Source organism: Massilia sp. TS11, from assembly GCF_022012445.1.
In the GTDB taxonomy this organism is placed as follows: domain Bacteria; phylum Pseudomonadota; class Gammaproteobacteria; order Burkholderiales; family Burkholderiaceae_D; genus Telluria.
In genome coordinates this window covers 15,185-28,209 of the sequence record NZ_JAKLTS010000017.1, presented here as the reverse complement: position 1 = coordinate 28,209, position 13,025 = coordinate 15,185, and the positions used below count along the sequence as shown (strand labels likewise).

The 13,025-nt window shown below is 59.6% G+C and carries 25 protein-coding genes and 1 tRNA gene; 18 read left to right on the top strand and 8 right to left on the bottom strand.

What is annotated here, in order from left to right; all coding sequences use genetic code 11:
• Positions 1 to 61: 61 nt before the first annotated feature.
• The 7 genes from LZ005_RS19510 to LZ005_RS19480 form a co-directional block, all read right to left on the bottom strand.
• Positions 62 to 295 (bottom strand): hypothetical protein, encoded by a 234-nt coding sequence (locus tag LZ005_RS19510; protein WP_237810249.1) that lies wholly within the window; start codon positions 293 to 295, stop codon positions 62 to 64.
• 59 nt (positions 296 to 354) lie between these two features.
• Positions 355 to 696 carry a hypothetical protein gene (locus LZ005_RS19505; protein WP_237810182.1) on the bottom strand — a complete coding sequence of 114 codons (342 nt, stop codon included), beginning with the start codon at positions 694 to 696 and terminating at the stop codon, positions 355 to 357.
• 11 nt (positions 697 to 707) lie between these two features.
• Complete coding sequence (locus LZ005_RS19500; RefSeq protein ID WP_237810181.1) at positions 708 to 914, bottom strand: hypothetical protein; 207 nt, start codon at positions 912 to 914, stop codon at positions 708 to 710.
• Between the two features lie 160 nt (positions 915 to 1,074).
• A complete protein-coding gene (locus LZ005_RS19495; protein ID WP_237810180.1) occupies positions 1,075 to 1,395 on the bottom strand; it encodes a zinc-ribbon domain-containing protein in 321 nt (106 codons plus the stop codon).
• A 185-nt stretch (positions 1,396 to 1,580) separates the two neighbouring features.
• Positions 1,581 to 1,796: a hypothetical protein gene (locus LZ005_RS19490; protein WP_237810179.1), complete on the bottom strand. Its 216-nt coding sequence runs from the start codon at positions 1,794 to 1,796 to the stop codon at positions 1,581 to 1,583.
• Between the two features lie 106 nt (positions 1,797 to 1,902).
• Positions 1,903 to 2,718 (bottom strand): hypothetical protein, encoded by an 816-nt coding sequence (locus tag LZ005_RS19485; RefSeq protein ID WP_237810178.1) that lies wholly within the window; start codon positions 2,716 to 2,718, stop codon positions 1,903 to 1,905.
• Between the two features lie 2 nt (positions 2,719 to 2,720).
• Entirely contained in the window at positions 2,721 to 3,380 is a 660-nt protein-coding gene (locus LZ005_RS19480; RefSeq protein WP_237810177.1) for a LexA family transcriptional regulator, read from the bottom strand.
• Between the two features lie 302 nt (positions 3,381 to 3,682).
• On the opposite strand from LZ005_RS19480, the gene LZ005_RS19470 reads away from it, so the two are divergent.
• On the top strand, positions 3,683 to 3,886 hold the full coding sequence (locus tag LZ005_RS19470) for a hypothetical protein (protein WP_237810175.1): 204 nt from the start codon (positions 3,683 to 3,685) through the stop codon (positions 3,884 to 3,886).
• Here LZ005_RS19470 and LZ005_RS19465 read toward each other — a convergent pair.
• Positions 3,855 to 4,163, bottom strand: a complete 309-nt coding sequence (locus LZ005_RS19465) for a hypothetical protein (protein ID WP_237810174.1) — start codon at positions 4,161 to 4,163, stop codon at positions 3,855 to 3,857. The genes LZ005_RS19470 and LZ005_RS19465 overlap by 32 nt on opposite strands.
• Before the next feature lie 79 nt (positions 4,164 to 4,242).
• Here LZ005_RS19465 and LZ005_RS19460 point away from each other — a divergent pair, with 79 nt between their 5' ends.
• From LZ005_RS19460 to LZ005_RS19380, 17 genes are all read left to right on the top strand, one after another.
• Positions 4,243 to 4,722, top strand: coding sequence for a phage regulatory CII family protein (locus tag LZ005_RS19460; protein WP_307727821.1), 480 nt, complete (start codon positions 4,243 to 4,245; stop codon positions 4,720 to 4,722).
• Positions 4,712 to 4,888 (top strand): hypothetical protein, encoded by a 177-nt coding sequence (locus LZ005_RS19455; protein ID WP_237810172.1) that lies wholly within the window; start codon positions 4,712 to 4,714, stop codon positions 4,886 to 4,888. The genes LZ005_RS19460 and LZ005_RS19455 overlap by 11 nt, the downstream gene beginning before the upstream one ends.
• Positions 4,885 to 5,274 carry a helix-turn-helix domain-containing protein gene (locus LZ005_RS21825; RefSeq protein WP_237810171.1) on the top strand — a complete coding sequence of 130 codons (390 nt, stop codon included), beginning with the start codon at positions 4,885 to 4,887 and terminating at the stop codon, positions 5,272 to 5,274. The genes LZ005_RS19455 and LZ005_RS21825 overlap by 4 nt, the downstream gene beginning before the upstream one ends.
• Complete coding sequence (locus LZ005_RS19445) at positions 5,271 to 6,413, top strand: phosphoadenosine phosphosulfate reductase family protein (protein ID WP_237810170.1); 1,143 nt, start codon at positions 5,271 to 5,273, stop codon at positions 6,411 to 6,413. The genes LZ005_RS21825 and LZ005_RS19445 overlap by 4 nt, the downstream gene beginning before the upstream one ends.
• A gap of 4 nt (positions 6,414 to 6,417) precedes the next feature.
• Positions 6,418 to 6,843 carry a Ref family recombination enhancement nuclease gene (locus LZ005_RS19440; RefSeq protein ID WP_237810169.1) on the top strand — a complete coding sequence of 142 codons (426 nt, stop codon included), beginning with the start codon at positions 6,418 to 6,420 and terminating at the stop codon, positions 6,841 to 6,843.
• Entirely contained in the window at positions 6,840 to 7,409 is a 570-nt protein-coding gene (locus tag LZ005_RS19435; RefSeq protein ID WP_237810168.1) for a hypothetical protein, read from the top strand. The genes LZ005_RS19440 and LZ005_RS19435 overlap by 4 nt, the downstream gene beginning before the upstream one ends.
• A complete protein-coding gene (locus tag LZ005_RS19430) occupies positions 7,406 to 8,416 on the top strand; it encodes a DUF1376 domain-containing protein (protein ID WP_237810167.1) in 1,011 nt (336 codons plus the stop codon). Before LZ005_RS19435 ends, LZ005_RS19430 begins: the two co-directional genes overlap by 4 nt.
• Positions 8,416 to 9,153 carry a hypothetical protein gene (locus LZ005_RS19425; protein WP_237810166.1) on the top strand — a complete coding sequence of 246 codons (738 nt, stop codon included), beginning with the start codon at positions 8,416 to 8,418 and terminating at the stop codon, positions 9,151 to 9,153. The genes LZ005_RS19430 and LZ005_RS19425 overlap by 1 nt, the downstream gene beginning before the upstream one ends.
• On the top strand, positions 9,150 to 9,731 hold the full coding sequence (locus LZ005_RS19420; protein WP_237810165.1) for an endonuclease domain-containing protein: 582 nt from the start codon (positions 9,150 to 9,152) through the stop codon (positions 9,729 to 9,731). Before LZ005_RS19425 ends, LZ005_RS19420 begins: the two co-directional genes overlap by 4 nt.
• Positions 9,732 to 9,740: 9 nt before the next feature.
• Positions 9,741 to 10,202 (top strand): RusA family crossover junction endodeoxyribonuclease, encoded by a 462-nt coding sequence (locus tag LZ005_RS19415; RefSeq protein ID WP_237810164.1) that lies wholly within the window; start codon positions 9,741 to 9,743, stop codon positions 10,200 to 10,202.
• Between the two features lie 178 nt (positions 10,203 to 10,380).
• On the top strand, positions 10,381 to 10,752 hold the full coding sequence (locus tag LZ005_RS19410; protein WP_237810163.1) for a hypothetical protein: 372 nt from the start codon (positions 10,381 to 10,383) through the stop codon (positions 10,750 to 10,752).
• 188 nt (positions 10,753 to 10,940) lie between these two features.
• Positions 10,941 to 11,043: transfer RNA gene (locus LZ005_RS19405), tRNA-OTHER, on the top strand.
• 135 nt (positions 11,044 to 11,178) lie between these two features.
• A complete protein-coding gene (locus tag LZ005_RS19400; protein WP_237810162.1) occupies positions 11,179 to 11,334 on the top strand; it encodes a hypothetical protein in 156 nt (51 codons plus the stop codon).
• Positions 11,334 to 11,534, top strand: coding sequence for a hypothetical protein (locus LZ005_RS19395; RefSeq protein WP_237810161.1), 201 nt, complete (start codon positions 11,334 to 11,336; stop codon positions 11,532 to 11,534). The genes LZ005_RS19400 and LZ005_RS19395 overlap by 1 nt, the downstream gene beginning before the upstream one ends.
• An 80-nt stretch (positions 11,535 to 11,614) precedes the next feature.
• Entirely contained in the window at positions 11,615 to 11,935 is a 321-nt protein-coding gene (locus LZ005_RS19390; protein WP_237810160.1) for a hypothetical protein, read from the top strand.
• Positions 11,926 to 12,312 carry an HNH endonuclease signature motif containing protein gene (locus tag LZ005_RS19385; RefSeq protein WP_237810159.1) on the top strand — a complete coding sequence of 129 codons (387 nt, stop codon included), beginning with the start codon at positions 11,926 to 11,928 and terminating at the stop codon, positions 12,310 to 12,312. The genes LZ005_RS19390 and LZ005_RS19385 overlap by 10 nt, the downstream gene beginning before the upstream one ends.
• 64 nt (positions 12,313 to 12,376) lie before the next feature.
• A complete protein-coding gene (locus tag LZ005_RS19380; RefSeq protein WP_237810158.1) occupies positions 12,377 to 13,012 on the top strand; it encodes an HNH endonuclease in 636 nt (211 codons plus the stop codon).
• Positions 13,013 to 13,025 lie beyond the last annotated feature (13 nt).

The following is a 13,025-nucleotide window of genomic DNA, read 5'->3' as shown; positions in this document are numbered from 1 at the left end:
TACAGGCAATGCTCGGGAGATATCAAGATCAGGTTCATTTCAAGAAGGTCGGATTGAACTATTAGGATTCCCCGCCAACGTCCATCTGACGGAACTTCGTGCGACGGTCGCCCATCAGATCACGCAGATCACGGATGCTCAGGCCCGTCACCTCGTGCATGCGGATCAGAAGCGACGCCCCGACCGGCAAGCGGTGATGGCGAATCTTCGAGATCACCGGCGGGGCCACGTCCAGCGCGCGGGCCAAAGCAGCATCGTTCTTCAGCTGCAGCTTCCCGATCAGGATGTCCAGCATGTGATTAGGGTTGTATTCCAGGACGCTGTCAGTCACGGCATCTTCTCCTTCAGTTGTGGTCAGGGTTTGCGCCCCGCTTCGGCGCGCTTTTCGTATTCGGTTTCAGCTTCCGCTTCAGCCTGGCGCTTCCAATACGCAGTCAGCTCAGCGCTGAACGTCTCGGTGATGTCATGGCCTGCTTCCAGAGCGCCTGCGACACGAGCCGCAAACGCGCGCCCCACAGTCTCCAGCTGCACATAGAGAAACTGCTCGATGGCCGGCGCGGTGAACGGGTAGCAAGGCTGGCCACGACGCATCAGCTCAATGGCGCGGTCATGGATGAAGTCGGCCCGTGCTTGGGCGGCTTCTTCGTCGCGCTCGTACTGACGGTCGATGGCGAGAAAAGGATCGGTGTGACCCATGATGGCCTCGCTCAGGCTGCAGCGCCGACCAGCGACAGATGCGAGCGCGGCGCCACCGTGACGACCTTCGGCGCGGCCCAGCGATTCGCCGCAGCCTCAGCGGCATCAACCAGGTCGAGACGGGCCTTGTAGTCAGCGCGGCGGAATGCATCGATCAGGCGGCGCTCGGCGGCGCTCAGGTCGCTCTGCGAGGCTTTCTGTTTGGTGGCTGCGGTCATTTGGAACTCCATCGTGTGGGTGGTGCGTCGATGGAGTAACTTTAGCGCACTAAAGTTCAGAAGGCAACAAAAATCTTTAGCTTCCTAAATTTTTTCTGCTGCAGGTTAAGCGGACGAAAAAAAAGCCCCGGTTACGGGGCTTGGAATATTTGGAGGATGATTACGGACTCACTCCGTACTTCGCCTTGAAATCAGCTTCCATTTTTTCGCAAAATCCAGCGATTGTTCTTGCAGCGACTGGCGTGTTGGATTTCTTTGCCTGATCTTCCCAGCAAAGTTCAATTGCCTTCCGATCCGCGAACTTAGCCCTGGCTTCCGGCGTGTCCGAAAGAGTGGCCCCAAATCCGAGAAAAAGCACGACCAAAGCAATCGGCAACCAAAGCCACCACTTAAACTTCTTTGGCCGCGCTCCACAACTTGGGCACGCTCTCGCGGTACTGCTGTATTCGTTCCCACATTCGGAGCACTTCAACATTGCCATGGTCTGACTTTCCTCTATCTGATCTCTTCTTCTGGCGTGCAATTTCCTCGGCTATGCCTTTTTTTGAAGTGTGGCGACCGTCTTCCCAAGACGCCGACCGAACTCTTCAGCCTTTGACGGCTCAGGATCTGGATCACAAAACGCTGGTATCGATGCGCCGCAATGCTCGCACTTGATCGCCTCTTTCAGCACCAGCTCGGCGCACTCGGGGCATTCCGGTGAGTCTCGGCCGTTGGTGTTCCAGGCGCCGCCGACAGCGAAGGCAGCACCAGGATCACAATCAGGGAGAAAATCGAGAACAGAAAACCGAGGACAATCCAACCGCCCACCGAGCGGCCTTTATTCGACGCGATAATCCCGCAGGCGATTGCGCATCCGACCCAGAATAGGGAAATTTCCATGCAATACCTCCTAAATCTGATGCTATCGAAACCTGATCCTTGAAGGCTCACCGATTGTCACAAAAAAGCCCGCTCGTGGCGGGCTTCGAGTGACTCAACAATTGGATTAAATCCAATGAAATCCTTTGGCCATTGCGGCAAGCAATCCGACCATTGCCAATCCAAATTTCCAAGTAATCCCGTGGAAATTTTTATGCATTTCTGTCCTCACGTCTCTCGCCTGACCAGATAACTCACCAAATTTCTCCGCAATTTCGCGCCGCAACGCAGCAATGTCTTCTCTCGTCGCGTAATTTGATTTGATAACCGCGACATCCTGTGCCACAGAAGCAAGGCGCTCCGTGGTCTTCTCAGCAATGTCCTCAAGGCGTTTTATGCGCTCGTTCATGCGATCATCATCCGACCCTTCCCCTCCGCTGTCAACCGGCGGGCGCGAACCGCCACCGAGTCCAGCCTTCGCTGCAATTGCGCTTCGGTAAAGGCGCGTCATAACGTCAGGTGCAGGCTCGCCGCTGCGAACAAGTTCAGCGCCTTGTTTCAGCAAGGCTTGAATTTCATCGGGATCGAGGCCAGCATCAATTGAATCGGCAAGCCGCCTCGTAGCATCACCCAGCGCTCGAATTCGTAGAGCTGCTCGGACTACTCGCAAAACCAAATCATGATCCGCGCCGAACCTATCGATAGCCCTATCAAACTGAGCTTTTACCTCTGCATGTAATGAAGAAATGTCATTCGCAAAAATGAAAATTCGCCGAGTGTCGGGAGGATCAGAAGCCAGTTCAGTTTCAGACTGAAAAATAAGAGATTCAAGAATCTGAAGATTTTGCGTGAACGACGAGAGTTCTGGGTCATCCCGCCCGAATGCCGCCAAAAATGCTCTGGTCTTATTGGCGGACGGTAGATCGTCAGCATCCTTTGTCAAGACTAAATCCTCTCGCTTTCCTTCTTCACCACTCGCCCGACGATGATGCATTCGCCGTCGCGGCAGTTCTTATGCGGGTACTTGCGCTTGTCCGGGTTGTCCGACACTAGATGCCACTGGCCCATGTTGCGCTCCAGGCGCTTCACCACGGCCTCGCCCTCGTAATTGATAGCGAACACAGCGCCGTCTTCCAGTTTTGTGTCGGCCGTGTTGATGATGATCGTGTCGCCAGGGTAAAGGGTCGGCACCATGCTTTCACCCTTGATTTCCATCGCCAGCAGCTTCTCAGGGATGTAGCCGTTTCGTTCGATGAAATCTCGCCGCACGCTGGCCAAGCCGGACGAGCCCGGCTCCTGCTCTATCTGAAAGCCGGTGAAGCCCGCCTGAAGTTTCAAAGTCACCCGTTTGATCTTGATGAAACCTGAGTCCTCGTCGCCATCAACAGAGACCTGACCAAGAGTTCCAGCCGGAGCTGTAGATGGTCGGTACTTCGGCAGCTTTCCCTCAGATATCCATTCAAGGTTGAAGGGCGTTTTTGAAAAGGCAAGCATCGGCTTCGGACCAAGTTTTGTCCGGCCTGAAAACCACTGAGAGACAAGCCCTTCGCTAACGCCACAGAACTCCGCGAGCTCCACGGGCTTTTGCAAGCCGAGCTCACGCATTACCTCATCCAGTCGTTCGCCAAGAGTCTCCATGTTTAGGAGTCTAAACATTTCACCCTTTAGTGAGTTAAGAGTCCTTGCGCCATAAACTTTAGTGCGCTAAAGTATTGTGCATGGATACCTCGAAAATTATTAGCCTGCTTGGAGGCACCGCAAAGACTGCGGAACTTTGCCAAGTTACGCCCGGTGCAGTGTCCCAATGGCTGCATTCGGGTATCCCTGCTGCGCGCCTCATGTATTTGAGGGCCATTCGTCCTGAAGTATTCAAGGACGAAGACGCGCCGAATACGGAGGCCGCTTGAATGAAGGTCGCCCGCACCTCGCGCGCGATGCGCTGGTTCCTCACCTGGCCGGAATGGCTGGGGACGATCGTCATGGGTCGAGCCGGCTTCCTCATGGCGCAGGCCATGAGCGCCTACGGCTACGTCATCACCTGGCGTCACGTCTTTGGGCTGGTCCCGCTGCATATCGAGACTATGGCCGTGGAGGACCGACATGACGCCTGAGCCAATGCTCGCCGACGCTGTCGCGGCGCGCCATCCAGTCTTCGCCGAGCTCCAGCACGAGCAGGTCGTGAATCGTCGTCGTGCCCTGCATGACGAGCAGCCAAACAGCGGAGGCGATCAGGTGCGTGGTCACGAAAAAGCCGACGTGCGCCGGATCGAACCAAGCTGCCTTCGCGCCGGCGTCAATCCCTTCGATGTTCGCCTTCACCAAGCCGGCATCACCGGCATTGGCCGGATTGATCGAGAGCAGAACAAGGTAATCCCGCAAGTCAGCCATCAGGGCCTCCAGAAGCATCAATGGCTTGATTGTGTTTCACAACGTTGCAAGTAACTACACTTTTTCACAGGGGTAACGAATGAATGTCTTAGACGCTTTCCACCAGACCGTGCACGGAGCGCCAGGCGGCTGCGAAGCTCTGGCCCCGCGGATGGGAATGTCCGCTGCTGTCCTGCGCAATAAGGCCAACCCGAACCACAGCCACAACGTTCCTTCGCTGATTGACGCAGATACCGCGATGGGGTTGACCGCGAACTTTGCAGTGCTGCATGCACTCTGCGCAAACCACGGCCACGTTGCGATCCGCATCGATGACAACGTCGGAGCGAGCGACTTGGCCATTCTCGAGCTGGTGACGCACGTCTGGAAGTCGAACGGCGATGTCGGTGCCGAGGTCAATGCTGCGTTGGCAGACGGCCGTATCGAGCGCCATGAGGTCGACCGTGTGCGCGCCGCCGTCTATCGCGTCGAGAACGCAATGCATCAGATGCTCGAGCGCCTGAACAGCATGTGTGAGCCTGACCCGCGTGAATCGAAAGGGACTGGCAATGTGCGCTGATCCGATCATCTCCAAAGACCGCATCCGCGAGAAGGCGCGCGTCGCGTTTCAGGCTGGCCTCGGCCGCGACGACCACCACATGAACCCTGGCTCCCCTGCCATTGAAACCTGGCAGGAGGAGTGGGATCGACTGGCTGCCAAAGAGCAGGAAAAGGTGGCCGCGTGACCAAGCGCCAGGCATCCCGTCAGCGCCGTTCCGAGTTCTCCAACCGGCTGCGGGCCCTGCTCGTCCAGCACGGCTATGGCCTCGACCCAGTCGATGTGGCCCTGGCTTTTCAAGAGCACAGCGGCGGTATCACCGCTCAGACCATCAGCAATTGGCTGAATGGTGTGCAGATCCCACGCCGGGGAACACTGTGGGCGCTGGCCAACTGGCTGCGCACGACAGACGACTACCTGCTGGGCGGCGCACCGGTCCTGCATTTCAAACCGCTGAAGGCCGAGGACGAGCAGCAGCAACGTCTGCTGTCAGATTTCCAGCGCTTGAACGCTGAGATGCGCGGCGCCGTCGTGACGATGGTGGGCGCGCTGGCGGGAGGGGCTGCGACATGAGCGAGCATAACATCAATATTTCTGGCGCCCTCCAAACGAGTGGCTTTGCCGATGAAGCCGAGTTCCACGCATTGGTAGGCGCCGCTGACCTCTCCTCGCCCGATAAGGTAGCTCGCTTTGAGCAGTGGAAATCTGGTGACGGTTCGAAGGCCGGGCTGCTTGCCTTGAACCGCCAGCCGACATCCGGCGGCGAGCACAACATAATTTCAGTCTCTGGCGGCAAAGACAGCACGGCGCTGTTGCTGCTGGCTATCGAGCGCGGCGCCGAGAACATGCAAGCCGTTTTTGCTGATACCGGCCACGAGCATCAAGAAACCTATGAATATGTCCAGTATCTTAGCGATACCGTCTTCCCCATTCGCACCATCCGAGCAGACTTTTCGGCGCAGATTGCAACAAAGCGAGCGAATCTTCCTGCGCGCTGGGCGGCTGAGGGTATTAGCCAAGACAAGATAGACCGCGCCCTGGCGCTCCTGCACCCGACCGGAAATCCGTTTCTTGACCTTTGCCTATGGAAGGGTCGGTTTCCATCGACACGGGCCCGCTTCTGTAGCGAAGAATTGAAGCGCAACCCAATCATCGCGCAGGTTCAAAAACCACTGCTTGCCGCCGGTGACGACATCATCAGCTGGCAGGGAGTGCGCGCCGACGAGAGCCCGAGCCGCGCGCTGCTGCCAGAGAATGAATGCAAATTCATTGACAACGACACGCAGGCTGAGCTTTGGAATTTTCGCCCGATTCTCAAATGGACGGTTGAGGATGTGTTTGCCATGCATCGCAAACATGGTGTCAAGCCGAACCCCCTCTATTCCAAAGGCATGACGCGCGTCGGTTGCATGCCATGCATCCATGCGCGCAAAGACGAACTTTTGATGATTGGTCAGCGGTTCCCGGAAGAAGTGGCAAGGGTTGCCGAGTGGGAGCGACTGGTCGCCGACTGCAGCAAACGCGACATGAGTACATTTTTCGCTGCCGACAAGACTCCAGGGCGCCACAAGACCGACTTCACATTACCGATGCCTGGAATTTACCAAGTTATCGAGTGGGCTAAGACAAGCCGTGGTGGCACCAACTTCGACATGTTTCGAATCCAGGATGTAGGCCCTCTTTGCAGCAGCATCTATGGCCTATGCGAGTGAGACCATGAAGCGCACCGCCCTCACCCGCAAGACACCGATGAAGTCCGGTTCCTGGCCGCACATCGACCGCAAAGAGGCTGCCGCCGTCGCGAAGGTGCGCCGCTCGCTGAAGTCGAGCCAGCGCACCGTGACATCAGCCGAGCGCTCGTTCTGGGATCGCCTTTCTGCACTCGGCTGCATCGCCTGCCGGATCGACGGCATCCTCAACACGCACGTCAGCATTCACCACATCGACGGGCGCACGAAGCCCGGCTGCCACCGGCTGGTCCTGCCGCTGTGCGCGCCCCATCATCAGCACGACGACACCGACCCTGCAGGCCGGATCGGCGTGCATCCCTACAAAGCCCAGTTCGAAGCGCGCTATGGCGCCCAGCTCGACTTGCTGGACCAGTGCATGGTGCTGCTCGGCGAAGAGGTGGCGGAACTATGAAGCCCTGGAGCGAAGCCCTCATTGCCGGCGCCATCGCGCGCCAGACCTTCAAGAGCCGCTATTTGATGGCCGTGCCGAACTGCATTTGGACGGGCCACGAGTGCGACCTGCTGGTGGTGACCGACGACCTGCGTCTGATCGACGTCGAAGTGAAGATCAGCCGCGCCGACCTGAAGGCCGACGCCAAGAAGACCAAGTGGTGGGAGACCTATTTCTTTGATCCCTCAATTGGTCGCCATACGCGCCGCGATCCCCCGCTGCCGCGCTCGCATCCGCCAAAGGTCTGGAAGCACTACTACGCCATGCCGAAGGAAATCTGGAGCAAGGATCTCGAATCCTGCCTGCCCAGCCCAACCAGCGGCGTGATCCTGTTGGACCGCGACAGCTACCCGCGCCCGCCCGGCGCCAGCATGAACGTCGGTGTCGCCCGCCGCGCGACCCCGAACCGCGACGCTCAGCCCATCACCGCCCAGGCCGCCGTCGATATCGCCCGTCTGGCCAGCCTGCGCATGTGGGACGCCTTAAAGGCACTTGAGGCCGCCCGCGAAGAAAAGGAAACACTGTGACCCAAGAACTGCCCGCCCCGCTGACGCCGGCTGATAGCGACTTGCGGAACTTTCCGGAAATGCCCATTGAGGTTGCGCGCCTTCGCCGGTCCAAGGCTTGGCTCATCGCCAAGCGCATCCCTGAACTCGGGTTCTTCATGATGAACCTTTGGCAGGGAAGCTGGCACGAAATGCCGGCCGGCTCGCTTGAGGACGATGACGACGTGCTGGCCGATGTGGCCATGTGCGACCCGAAGCGCTGGAAGAAATTCAAGGCAGATGCAATGCGCGGCTGGGTGAAATGCTCGGACGGTCGCTTGTATCACCCAATCGTCGCTGAAAAGGTGAATGCCGCCTGGTTCAAGAAGGTGCATTACGCATGGAAAAAAGAATGCGATCGCATCCGGAAAGAGAACAAGAAACGCGAGGCCGATGGCAAGCCTCCGCTGGTTTTTCCACCGGAACCGCTGCCACCATCAATCGGAATTCCATTGGAAGAATCTGGAATTCCGCAGGAAAGCGAAGGAATTCCAGCGGAAAACGCTCTTAAAGGAGAGGAGAGGAATAGAAAGGGAGAGGAAGGGATTAATAAAACCTACGTCCCGACTGCGTCGGACGGCGCTGACAAGCCCGATCCGAAGCCGCGAAAGCATCACGGAAGCGAGGAAGACCACACCGCTGCCCACTGGATTTTTGACCGCGTCTTGCTGCTCAACCCCACAGCGAAGGCCCCGAACTGGGACGCCTGGGCGAACGAAGTCCGGTTGATGCGCGAGATCGACGGCCGCAGCCACCACGACATCTGCGAGCTGTTTGCCTGGGTGCAGCGTGACGCCTTCTGGTGCGCCAACATCCTGTCGCCGGCCAAGCTCCGCGAGAAGTGGGACGCCCTGGTTGCCAAGCGTGGCCGCCCGGCCCGTGACCTGCAGCAAAGGCCCAGCATCGAAGACTTGAACGCCCAGCGCGCCGCTGAATTCCTTGGCACGGCGCCGGCTGGTGACACCAACACCATCGACATGGAGGCATGATGGAAGACAAGCAAAAGTCGCAGTTTATGACGATGCTCGCCGAGACTCTGGCGGCCTACGACAAGCCCCTTCCGGAGCAGGCCATCATCCGCACCTGGTGGTCATGCCTGCGGGAGTTCCCAATCGCTCAGGTCGCATCGGCATTCCGTGCCTACCCGATCGACAATCCGAAGTTTGCGCCCACGGCAGCCGCAATTGCCGCCCTGTGCCGCGTGATGGACGGTCGACCTGGTGTGGAGGAAGCTTGGGCGATCTCGCTCCCCAGCCTGGACGAGAGACACACCGTAGTCTGGACCGAGGAATGCGCGCAGGCCTTCGGAATCTGCAAACCCATCCTGTCTGGTGGCGACGAGATAGGCGCCCGCATGGCCTTCAAGGATGCCTACAACCGGCTAGTGTCGGAGGCACGCGCCGCCCGTCGCCCAGTCGCCTGGTTGGCCTCTGCCGGCTGGGACAAGAAACTCGCGGCGCCAGTTCTTGAGCGTGCTGTGGCAACCGGCCTGCTTCCAGCGCCGGCCGTGGCAGCTCTTCTGCCGGCGCCTGAGGGTGGTGGTCTCACACAAGACGACCAGGCGCGCGCCAACCTGGCCAAGATCAGGGAAATGCTCGCCGGCAGCCAAGCGGAAAAGGAGCGTCGCCGTGACGAAGCAGTGGCCGCGCGCACCGCCGCTGATGAGCAATGGCGCCAAGAGACGAATCAGCGCGTGACCGATTACCTTTCGAGGACCGTCCATTGAGCGCCGCAAATAACTTTACGGACTTCCGCCGCATTCGCGAGGTCTACGCGCGAGTTCTTCCGTTTCTTATGCGGAACTACGAGGCCACCGGGCGGATGGCTTTCGACCCTTACTTCATGGACTGGAAATTCACGCCAATCGAATACTCCGCGTGGACTGACATTCGCGGCGCCGGCCTGCCGTTCTTTCCTCAGGTTCCGGTGCTGAACTATTTCCTCGACTTTGCCTGCCCCTTCAACAAGATCGCCATCGAGTGCGACGGTGCTGCCTACCACGATCCGAAGAAGGACGCATTCCGCGACCAGCGATTAGCCGACGAAGGCTGGAGCGTATTCCGCATTCCTGGCCATGAATGCCGGCGAATTCGCGAGCGTCCATTCCGGCATTACCCAGACGACGAACTACCGGATGCGCAGGATTGGTACCAACGGACTTCGGAAGGCCTGATCCACGCGATCGGATGGGGGTTGTTTGATGCTGACCACCACCCAATCCCGCCCGAGCATGAGCGGTTCGCCGTCGAAACGTTGAAATCGCACTGCTCAACTGGCTTCGAACGCCTGGCCCAACACCTGTAGGAGACGAACTTGAATCAGATCACCCTCACCCTCCCCTACCCGATCTCGGCAAACCGCTACTGGGCATCGCGCGTGGTCACGCCCAAGGGCAAGCGCCCGATGTCGATCACCTACGTGACGCCCGAGGCGGCGGCCTACAAAGACGCAGTGGCCAAGCTCGCGTGCCTGGTTGGCGTCACCACGCCAATCCGGGGCCGCGTCCAACTCGACGTGAAGCTCTACCCGAACCGCCCGCAGGACTATGCCACCCGCCAGCGCAAGTTCGGCGCTGCCTGGGACGACTCGGTCCTCTGCATGGACCTGGACAACGCCAACAAGGTGCTGCTCGACGCGATCAAGGGCGTGGCCATCGAGGATGACAAGTGGGTGCGGCGCCTGATCGCCGAGCGCATGGAGCCGGACGGCGAGGCGCGCGTGGTGGTGACGATCACGCCGATGCCGGTTGGGAATCCTCAGATGGAGTTGGCATGACCCTGACCGCCCCGCTCCGTCGCCAAGAAGTCCACCACCAGCAAGAGGGAAATGCTTGCATTGGCTGCCGCTACCTCGAGCGCTTGCTGCCGAACATCCGCGCCCAGCGCCGCTGCATGCACCCGGATTCAGAACCACAACCAGCCGAACAGCGCTGCGCCCGCTACGAGGAACCCGCATGAAACCATTGCCCTTTGAAATCCGCTATGTGACCATGACGCCACTGGAGAACTGCCTATCCATCTGGCAGCGCTGGCACGATCGGGAGGACGAAAATATCGGCTGGAACCGCCGGTCGCCGATGCTGAGCAGCGAAGGCTCCCTAGATCCGCACCAACTTTACGACAACGCCGACATGCAGGTTGCCGAGGCGGTGGAGGCTATGGTGAATAGCTTGACGGCCCAGCACGAAGCCGCAATTCGTCACCGCTGTGGGCATAGCCGGGTCTGGCGTTTCCAGCAATTGGACTTCACCCTGGTGCTGCCGGAAGCCGAGGCCGAACTAGAGAAGAAGCTGCGCGCCAACGTGTTCACGTCGTTTTTGTTCTGAAATGTTGACAAGCTCAAAAAACTACGGCATGATTTTTCGCAGTGGGCGTTCGCGCGTCCATAGCAAACGCAAGCCCAGCCCGCAGAAATGCCGCTGGGCTTTTGCATTTGCACCACCGTTTTCCCGCATTGGCCCGGCATACCTCCCCTGGTGACCGGGCCATTCTTTTTCGCCAGTTCGTGAGTAGTGGTTGCGTGCCTGAGTGGTTTAAGGGTGACGCAAATAGAGCCTGAGGCCGCAGTTTGCGCTGCGATGGCCGAGGGTGCCTGGGTTCGAATCCCAGCGCAGCCGCTACTCACGAGGGGGTGACAGCCCCATCCCGTCATATGCAGTCTCGCCCAAAAGGCAGGTGCGGCCGTATGACTACGGCACAAGGGATGGGCCGCCGCGATAGCGGATTCTCCCTCGAATCATCCGGAGGCTGCCATGACCACGCAGACGACGCACCCGAGCAAGGAAACCCTCCAGCAGTACCTCGAGCGCCGCCACCAGGCGAACGAGGTGCCGCCGACGCCCGACCGCGTGCGCGAGCAGCTTGGCTGGCACCTCTCTGGCAACAAAGACGACGGCCGGGGCCGCTGATGCATCCACGCTACTACCGCGATCTCATTGTCCGCGCCGTCGAAAACCGCGACGACGACATGCTGGACTCGATCGCCAACCACCTGGCCGACTGCGAGGAAGGCAAGACCATCCTGCGCGCCAAAGGCTATGGGCTTCACGGTATGGCGGTGGCCGCCCTCGCCCGTCAGGTGCCCGCGAGCGGCCAGCAGCCCGAGTAAGAATTCTCCCCTGTGGACATGATCCACACAGCCGGGCGCCTGCGGGCGTGCCAAACCGGCCGCCGGACGCTGTGACCGGCATGAACACCAAGCAGGCAGAACCGCCAGAGCGCTCCAGCGGCGGAGAGGACGTAAAGCGGGCGCAGCGACTTCGACGCGCAATGACCGGGCGGCGACTCCGGGCCGCGGATACCAGGCCTGCCGACCTGAAGCGGGCGATCGCAATATTCAAGGACAAGACCATGGCAATGCAAGTCGTCGAGATCCGCGTGAGCTTCGCCTGGTGGGTAAAGCCGTACCTATGGGGAGTGCAAACGATGAGCGCGCTGACTGGGCTTAAGTGCGACCACGACAAGGTCACGTACTGGCTGACCAAAGGCATGCGCATCAAATGGCGCTGAAGACCTTGGGCCCGCGGGTTGGCGCCCTGCCCATCAGGGTTAAGTCGGTCGCCCCCGGCAGTTGGCGCCAGCCCGACGCCTCCAGCGCGCAGCGCGGCTACGGCTACAAATGGCAGCAAGCGCGCGCCGCCTACCTCAAGGCTCACCCGCTGTGTGTGTTCTGCCTCCGCGACGCTGGCGTCACCGCCACCGAGCTGCCGGACCAGATCGCCCAATGCGTCGAGAAGCGAATCGCGCCGCCAATGGCCAGCGTGGTCGACCACAAGGTTGCGCACCGGGGTGATATGAAGTTGTTCTGGGACCGAGACAATTGGCAGTCACTGTGCCCCAGTTGCCACTCATCAGTAAAACAACGAATGGAGAAGAGCGGTGGCTGAGCATACGTGCCAGGTTGATGGATGTTGTCGCGATGCCATCCGTCGGTGGGCTGACGGACAATTCATGTGCAACATGCATTGGCTGCGAATGTACCGCCACGGATCGACCGACCGGCCAGCTAAAAAGGCCAAGGCGCGCGGCACGTGCGGCGTCGAGGGCTGTGGTAGCGAGGCCACCCGTGTTGGCGCCGGACTATGCGAGGCCCATTACATGCGCGTTCGCCGCCACGGAGACTCTGGTATCAAGTCTAACTTGAAGCCAGGTTTGCTCGAGCATTCTGGTGGATATCTGCTGCAGCACGCGCCGGAGCACCCGTTGCGCCGCACCTGGAGTCGGGTCTACCAGCATCGTGTCGTCTATCACGCGCACCACGGCGATGGTCCGTTCGCCTGCCACTGGTGTGGCGTGCAGGTCACGTGGAATGACATGCATGTCGACCACCTCGACGACGACCCGAAGAACAACGAAATAGGAAACTTGGTTTCCTCCTGTCCCAAGTGCAACCAGAAGCGGGGCCTTGCGAAGTTGAAGGCGACCATGAAACAGAAACACGGGATCACCGTCAACGGGGTAACCAAGACAGTCATCGAATGGGCTGCGACTGTGAAGCACATCAGTCGCAGCGGCATTGCGGCCCGTCTGGCAGCGGGATGGACGCCGAGCGACGCCATCATGACACCGAGACGCGGAGCGCGATGAATTGATGCGCCGC

What these genes read in the sequence shown, in the direction of transcription:
- LZ005_RS19500 (WP_237810181.1), bottom strand. Translation starts at nt 914, where the DNA reads ATGACCGCAGCCACCAAACAGAAAGCCTCGCAGAGCGACCTGAGCGCC.
- LZ005_RS19400 (WP_237810162.1), top strand. Translation starts at nt 11,179, where the DNA reads ATGACCACGCAGACGACGCACCCGAGCAAGGAAACCCTCCAGCAGTAC.
- LZ005_RS19490 (WP_237810179.1), bottom strand. Translation starts at nt 1,796, where the DNA reads ATGGAAATTTCCCTATTCTGGGTCGGATGCGCAATCGCCTGCGGGATT.
- LZ005_RS19445 (WP_237810170.1), top strand. Translation starts at nt 5,271, where the DNA reads ATGAGCGAGCATAACATCAATATTTCTGGCGCCCTCCAAACGAGTGGC.
- LZ005_RS19435 (WP_237810168.1), top strand. Translation starts at nt 6,840, where the DNA reads ATGAAGCCCTGGAGCGAAGCCCTCATTGCCGGCGCCATCGCGCGCCAG.
- LZ005_RS19440 (WP_237810169.1), top strand. Translation starts at nt 6,418, where the DNA reads ATGAAGCGCACCGCCCTCACCCGCAAGACACCGATGAAGTCCGGTTCC.
- LZ005_RS19460 (WP_307727821.1), top strand. Translation starts at nt 4,243, where the DNA reads ATGAATGTCTTAGACGCTTTCCACCAGACCGTGCACGGAGCGCCAGGC.
- LZ005_RS19505 (WP_237810182.1), bottom strand. Translation starts at nt 696, where the DNA reads ATGGGTCACACCGATCCTTTTCTCGCCATCGACCGTCAGTACGAGCGC.
- LZ005_RS19465 (WP_237810174.1), bottom strand. Translation starts at nt 4,163, where the DNA reads ATGGCTGACTTGCGGGATTACCTTGTTCTGCTCTCGATCAATCCGGCC.
- LZ005_RS19425 (WP_237810166.1), top strand. Translation starts at nt 8,416, where the DNA reads ATGGAAGACAAGCAAAAGTCGCAGTTTATGACGATGCTCGCCGAGACT.
- LZ005_RS19470 (WP_237810175.1), top strand. Translation starts at nt 3,683, where the DNA reads ATGAAGGTCGCCCGCACCTCGCGCGCGATGCGCTGGTTCCTCACCTGG.
- LZ005_RS19510 (WP_237810249.1), bottom strand. Translation starts at nt 295, where the DNA reads ATGCTGGACATCCTGATCGGGAAGCTGCAGCTGAAGAACGATGCTGCT.
- LZ005_RS19455 (WP_237810172.1), top strand. Translation starts at nt 4,712, where the DNA reads ATGTGCGCTGATCCGATCATCTCCAAAGACCGCATCCGCGAGAAGGCG.
- LZ005_RS19380 (WP_237810158.1), top strand. Translation starts at nt 12,377, where the DNA reads ATGTGCAACATGCATTGGCTGCGAATGTACCGCCACGGATCGACCGAC.
- LZ005_RS19385 (WP_237810159.1), top strand. Translation starts at nt 11,926, where the DNA reads ATGGCGCTGAAGACCTTGGGCCCGCGGGTTGGCGCCCTGCCCATCAGG.
- LZ005_RS19395 (WP_237810161.1), top strand. Translation starts at nt 11,334, where the DNA reads ATGCATCCACGCTACTACCGCGATCTCATTGTCCGCGCCGTCGAAAAC.
- LZ005_RS19390 (WP_237810160.1), top strand. Translation starts at nt 11,615, where the DNA reads ATGAACACCAAGCAGGCAGAACCGCCAGAGCGCTCCAGCGGCGGAGAG.
- LZ005_RS19480 (WP_237810177.1), bottom strand. Translation starts at nt 3,380, where the DNA reads ATGCGTGAGCTCGGCTTGCAAAAGCCCGTGGAGCTCGCGGAGTTCTGT.
- LZ005_RS19410 (WP_237810163.1), top strand. Translation starts at nt 10,381, where the DNA reads ATGAAACCATTGCCCTTTGAAATCCGCTATGTGACCATGACGCCACTG.
- LZ005_RS19495 (WP_237810180.1), bottom strand. Translation starts at nt 1,395, where the DNA reads ATGGCAATGTTGAAGTGCTCCGAATGTGGGAACGAATACAGCAGTACC.